The sequence below is a fragment of the Bradyrhizobium sp. genome (assembly GCF_017881085.1).
Lineage (GTDB): Bacteria > Pseudomonadota > Alphaproteobacteria > Rhizobiales > Xanthobacteraceae > Bradyrhizobium.
In genome coordinates this window covers 1-6,289 of sequence record NZ_JADGRI010000309.1, presented here as the reverse complement: position 1 = coordinate 6,289, position 6,289 = coordinate 1, and the positions used below count along the sequence as shown (strand labels likewise).

At 64.4% G+C, this 6,289-nt stretch carries 4 protein-coding genes and 1 tRNA gene; 1 reads left to right on the top strand and 4 read right to left on the bottom strand.

What is annotated here, in order from left to right; genetic code table 11:
• The 4 genes from QZ213_RS22895 to QZ213_RS22880 form a co-directional block, all read right to left on the bottom strand.
• On the bottom strand, positions 1-1,047 hold a 1,047-nt coding region (locus tag QZ213_RS22895; RefSeq protein ID WP_291688363.1), incomplete at its 3' end, for a hypothetical protein.
• Positions 1,044-1,190 carry a hypothetical protein gene (locus QZ213_RS22890; protein ID WP_291688362.1) on the bottom strand — a complete coding sequence of 49 codons (147 nt, stop codon included), beginning with the start codon at positions 1,188-1,190 and terminating at the stop codon, positions 1,044-1,046. The genes QZ213_RS22890 and QZ213_RS22895, both read right to left, overlap by 4 nt.
• 142 nt (positions 1,191-1,332) lie before the next feature.
• Positions 1,333-1,530, bottom strand: coding sequence for a hypothetical protein (locus QZ213_RS22885; protein ID WP_291688361.1), 198 nt, complete (start codon positions 1,528-1,530; stop codon positions 1,333-1,335).
• Positions 1,531-1,845: 315 nt separating this feature from the next.
• A tRNA-Arg gene (locus tag QZ213_RS22880) sits at positions 1,846-1,922 on the bottom strand.
• 279 nt (positions 1,923-2,201) lie between these two features.
• Here QZ213_RS22880 and QZ213_RS22875 point away from each other — a divergent pair.
• Positions 2,202-6,289, top strand: a 4,088-nt coding sequence (locus tag QZ213_RS22875) for an alpha-2-macroglobulin (protein WP_291688360.1), incomplete at its 3' end; no start/stop codon positions are given.

The window sequence follows — 6,289 nt, the reverse complement described above, 5'->3', positions numbered from 1 at the left end:
GTATGTGAAATATCGCAGCACGCCACTCTGCTGAACTGATTCCATTTTCGCGGAGCGTGTCCGCGCCCGCACGTTCATCGCCTTGAGGGTGGCAACAGCCTGATCGAAGCTCAGGACCATCTTGTCGTAATCGAGCTCGATCGCGTCAAAGCCGATAACGTTTGCGTCGTGCCGCAGGCTGCCCGCCTCAGTGCGCTTGTCGCCGAACCGAGCGCCCTTCAACCAGGGCAGATCCTCTTTAGTGCCAGCCTTGGCCAAAAGGATCATGTCGCGCAGTTCCGGCAGTGTCACAGCTTGCACGGCAAAGCTGCTTCCGGATTTGTTCCGCAAGAATGTAAAGCTGACTTTGTGGGCCGCGATGTCGGTCTTGTTCGGGGTGTCGGCGCCTGGACGGCGGATGGCTCCGGGGATTGAGTACGCGCCCGCGCCCGGATTCTGGTACAACGCCACCAGCTCGGCAACGCAGCCCTTCGCCTGCTCGTCCAGCGTCGGATAGTTGACGCTGCCGGCCAGGCACATGACGCGCCGCGGATCCTGAACCGCGTTGCTGCCAAGCAGCGCGCACAACGCGGCGCCGGCAGCCTCCAGCCTCTCAGGCGTAACGGTGCCGTCGAGCCTAAAGTAAAGGTGCCGGCGCGGATGCGGAATGGTGCCGGCGGTGACAACGATCGAGGGCGTGAGGCTGTTGGCCTTCAGCAGGTTGGCAATACGCTCATCATCGCCGGCGCCGTCGTATTCGGCCCATGCGTGGGAAGCGGTGACAGCGTGGTCACCATGCCCCAGCGTCGCGCTGACATAGATGTTGCAGCCAGCCGCATTCTTCGCCACTGCGAACTCGACAGCCTCCTCCAGTTTGAACGGGGAGAAGTTTTCCGCCTTGTTGGGCTTTCCGCCATCGACGGCGGGGTCGCCATACGCAATCTCGATCCACGAGTCCGGATAAGCCTGCACGAATGCCGGATCAAACAGCGCATAGAGGTGCGCGGAGATGTCGGATTTGTTCGGGGCCAGTGGTGCGGCGGTGAAGTCGGCCTGGTGAACAGTCACGACAGCACCGCCAATCCCGCCGCGGCGAACGTGGCGATGGTGTAGAGCGCGGTGAAGACCCAATACTCGACGACAAAATGGGTGGTTTCGGATGAGGTATTGCGCCGGTGAGTCGGCGGTGATACAGATGATGTTCTGAACACAAAGGCTCTTTTCTACGAAGCCCCCATCCTCGCCTGGCCCCGTCAAGGAAGGCCGAGAGATGAGGGTTTTTCGTTAGGTGGTGCTGCTTGGCTTTCGGGCGAGCAGGTTGCCGTAAGCGACTGGACGGATTGATTCGAACTGTCAGTGAATTGCCGGCGCCTCCTCTGCGGAGCGATACGCGCTGGCGGCAAACGTCGTGAACGCGACCACCAGCTCGGGATATTCGATGGCCGCGCTGTCATCGTCGAGGATGGCGTCGACAGCAGCGATCGCCGCGTTCAGGGCGTCATGGGCCAGGGTGCAGGCTTCAGTTAATCGCGGTGAGATCTGAGTTTTCATTGTGTATGGCTCGTGAGTGTCCGCCTGCGATCCCGTGCCAGGGGCGCAAGCAGTGTTCGCGCGAACGGGCGCGGCCGGGACGGTACGGGGCGTTGGTTGGTGTGAGTGCTCATGCGTCATCGCGCCAGCGCATCGGCGATGACGTCAGTGTTTTCGCTTCGTTCGAGTCTGGGATTCTGTCTGGGACTTTGCGTCCGCTAAGGGGGTCTAGCGCACCCTTTGATCCCCTTGCGTTCACGCTCGGAGGGCGTCGATCGCAATCGGAGGTTTCCGAGAAAACCCCAGTATTATCTACGCTTATAGAGGGTGGCCGACTGGCGATCCCAGCAGGATTCGAACCTGCAACCCACGGAGTAGAAATCCGTTACTCTATCCAGTTGAGCTATGGGACCGTTGGCGGGGTTATACCATTGCCAATATGAAAAATCCGCTTCCCCGCCAAGCCTGTTCCGAACCGTTTTCCCGCACCCCGCGACAAAGGCATGAAGGTGGACCGTTGGTCCGCCCCCGACGCCATGCTACGCCGCCGACTGTCGGCGTGGGCCACGGCCGGTTTCGACGAATGTTGTATGCGACCTTTTCGCACCTCTGTTCCATCGCCATGAGTCCGTCACCTTTTAGCGCCCTTCTGCATCATACGCGGCGGTCATTCGCTGCCCTAGGAGCTCCCCATGATCGGTTTGGTTCGCGCCGCAACCCTTTGCGCAACGCTGGCGCTTGGCCTGGTCTCGGCGCAGGCAGCGGATAAGGCCTTCAGGCGCGACGATCTGGCCGATTCCGCGATCAAGCTGGAAGCCCAGATCAAGAGCGAGGCCGGGCCTGTCGCCAAGACCACCGCCACCCTGAAGACCGATGCCGACGCCGCCTTCAAGCGCAGCGATTTCCGCTCCGGCCTGCAGATCCTCGGGCAGATCGCCGCCCTGGCGCCTGAGGACAGCAGCAACTGGCTGCGGCTGGCGCGGGTCATCTTCCAGATCGTGCCGAAGGACTCCAGCGAGCAGACCTTCCTCCTGGAACGCGCCTCGACCGCGGCCTATATCGCTTATCAGCGCGCCGGCAATGCCGGCGAAGAGGCCGACGCGCTGGCCGTGCTCGGCCGGTCGATGTCCGAGCGCAAGCTGTGGCGGCCGGCGCTGGACGCGATGCGGCTGTCGCTCGACTTGCGCGAAGTGGCTGATGTCCGCGGGAGTTACGAAAAACTGCGCGACGAGCACGGTTTCAGGCTGCTGGATTATACCGTCGATTCGGATTCAGCTTCGCCGCGCGCCTGTTTCCAGTTCTCCGAGGAGTTGGCAAAACGCACCGACTTCGCGCCGTACCTGGCGCTCGCCGGCAACGACAAGCCGGCGATGACCTCGGAAGGCAAGCAGCTCTGCGTCGACGGGCTCACCCATGGCGAGCGCTACAACATCAATCTGCGCGCCGGCCTGCCGTCCACCGTGAAGGAGGGCCTGCCGAAATCGGCCGAATTCAACATCTACGTCCGCGACCGCAAGCCGTTCGTGCACTTCACCGGGCGGGCTTATGTGCTGCCGCGCACCGGCCAGCGCGGCATTCCCGTGGTCAGCGTCAACACGCCGGCGGTGAAGGTCGACGTGTTCAGGATCGGCGACCGCAACCTGATCAACACCGTGATCGACAGCGACTTCCAGCGGGCACTGAGCCGCTACGAGCTTTCCAGCCTCGGCGACGAGCGGGGCGTCAAGGTCTGGTCGGGCGAACTCGCCACCGCGACCACGCTCAACCAGGATGTCACGACAGCGTTTCCGGTCGACCAGGCGCTGGGCGACCTGCAGCCGGGCGTCTACGTCATGACGGCGGCGCCCAAGACCCCCGGCAGCGACGACGATTCTTCGCTGGCGACGCAGTGGTTCATCGTCTCCGATCTCGGCATCGCCGCGTTCTCCGGCAATGACGGCATCCATGTCTTCGTCAATTCGCTCGCTTCGACCGAGGCGGTGGCGAAAGCCGAGGTGCGGCTGCTCGCCCGCAACAACGAGATTCTGGCCACCCGCAAGACCGACGATTCCGGTCACGTGCTGTTCGAGTCCGGGCTGGCGCGCGGCGAGGGCGGCCTGTCGCCGGCCATGCTCACCGTCGGCGGCGAGAAAGCCGATTACGCCTTCCTCAGCCTGAAGACCACCGCGTTCGACCTGTCGGATCGCGGCGTTGCGGGGCGGGAGGTGCCTGAGGGCGCCGACGCCTTCGTCTATGCCGAGCGCGGCGTCTACCGCTCCAACGAGACCGTCTATCTGACTGCACTCCTGCGCGACGGCCAGGGCAATGCCGTGACCGGCGGCCCCCTGACGCTGGTGATCGAGCGTCCTGACGGCGTCGAATTCCGCCGCGCCGTGCTGCGCGACCAGGGCGCGGGCGGCCGCAGCATGGCCTTGACCCTCAATTCGGCCGTTCCGGCCGGAACCTGGCGGGTCCGTGCGTTCACCGACCCCAAGGGCCCGGTGGTCGGCCAAACCACCTTCATGGTCGAGGATTATATCCCCGAGCGGCTGGAATTCGACTTATCCGCCAAGGACAAGCTGATCAAAGCTGATGTTCCCGTGGAGCTGAAGGTCGATGGCCACTTCCTCTATGGCGCGCCCGCTTCCGGCCTTCAGCTGGAGGGCGACATGCTGGTCGCACCGGCTTCGGAACGGCCGGGTTTCGCCGGCTACCAGTTTGGCGTCGCCGACGAGGAGACCACCAGCAACGAGCGTACCCCGATAGAAGGCCTGCCCGAGACCGACGCCAATGGGGTCGCGACCTTCCCGGTCAGCCTCGCCAAGCCGCCGTCCTCGACGCGCCCGCAGGAAGCCCAGATCTTCGTCCGCATGGCGGAAGCCGGCGGCCGCGCCGTCGAGCGCAAGCTGGTGATGCCGGTGGCCCCGGCGACGGCGCTGATCGGCGTCAAGCCGCTATTCGGCGACAAGAGCGTCGCCGAAGGCGACAAGGCCGGTTTCGACGTCGTGTTCGTATCGCCCGAAGGCAAGCCGCTGGCGCGCGACGGCCTGCGCTACGAGCTGTTGAAGATCGAATCCCGTTATCAATGGTATCGCCAGAGTTCGTCCTGGGAATATGAGCCGGTCAAATCGACCAGCCGCGTTGCCGACGGCGATCTGGCCATCGCAGTCGACAAGCCGTCGCGGATCACGCTGTCGCCGCAGCCCGGCCGCTATCGGCTCGACGTCAAGTCGACCGAGGCCGACGGGCCGCTGACTTCGGTGCAGTTCGATGTCGGCTGGTATTCCGACGGCAGCGCCGATACGCCCGACCTTCTGGAAACCTCGATCGACAAGCCGGAATATCAGTCCGGCGACACCATGGTGGTCTCGGTCAATGCGCGCTCGGCCGGCAAGCTTACCATCAACGTGCTGGGCGACCGGCTGCTGACGACGCAAACATCCGACGTCAAGCAAGGCACCGCGCAGGTCAGGATTCCCGTCGGCAAGGATTGGGGCACCGGCGCCTATGTGGTAACGACGCTGCGCCGCCCGCTCGATGTGGCGGCACAGCGGATGCCGAGCCGCGCCATTGGGCTGAAATGGTTCGGCATCGACAAGAAGACCCGCACGCTGCAGGTGAGTTTGTCGCCGCCGGCCCTGGTGCGTCCGAACTCCACGCTGAAGCTGCCGGTCAAACTGGGCGGCCTCAACCCCGGCGAGGATGCCAAGATTGTCGTCGCGGCGGTCGACGTCGGCATTCTCAATCTGACCAATTACAAGCCGCCGGCGCCGGACGACTACTATCTCGGCCAGCGCCAGATGACCGCGGAAATCCGCGACCTCTATGGGCAGCTGATCGACGGCATGCAGGGCACCCGCGGCCAGCTCAAGACCGGCGGCGACGCCGCCGGCGCCGAGCTGCAGGGCAGCCCGCCGGCGCAAAAGCCGCTCGCTCTTTATTCGGGCATCGTCACGGTTGCCGCCGACGGCACCGCCGAGATCAGTTTCGACATTCCGGAGTTCGCCGGCACCGCGCGCGTGATGGCGGTGGCCTGGACCGCGACCAAGCTCGGCCGCGCCACTACGGATGTCACGGTGCGTGATCCCGTGGTGTTGACCACCACATTGCCGCGCTTCATGCTCAATGGCGACCACGGCACCATGAGCCTTGATCTCGACAACGTCGAAGGTGCGCCCGGCGACTACGCCATCAACGTCAAGACGTCGGGGCCGTTGAAGGTCAGCGGCAATCCCGCGACAACCGTAAAACTCGCCGCGAAACAGCGCAGCTCGATGTCGCTGGCGCTCGATGCCGGCGGCGCCGGCACCGCGAACCTCGATGTCGACATCAAGGGGCCGAACGGGCTGGCGCTGACGCGGCATTATGCGCTCGACGTCAAACCGGCGACGCAGATCCTGGCGCGCCGCTCGATCCGGACCCTGGCGAAAGGCGAAAGCCTGACGCTGACCTCGGATATGTTCTCGGATCTGGTGTCGGGCACCGGCGGCGTCGCGCTGTCGGTCAGCATGTCGACGGCGCTGGACGCCGCGACTATCCTGAAGGCGCTGGATCGCTATCCGCACGGCTGCTCGGAGCAGATCACTAGCCGCGCCATGCCGCTGCTTTACGTCAACGATCTGGCGGCAGGCGCGCATCTTGCCATGGACACCGAGGTCGATCAGCGCATCAAGGATGCGGTCGACCGGCTGCTGGCGCGGCAGGGCTCGAACGGTTCCTTCGGGCTGTGGTCGGCCGGTGGCGACGATGCCTGGCTCGACGCCTACGTGACGGACTTCCTGACCCGCGCCCGCGAAAAGGG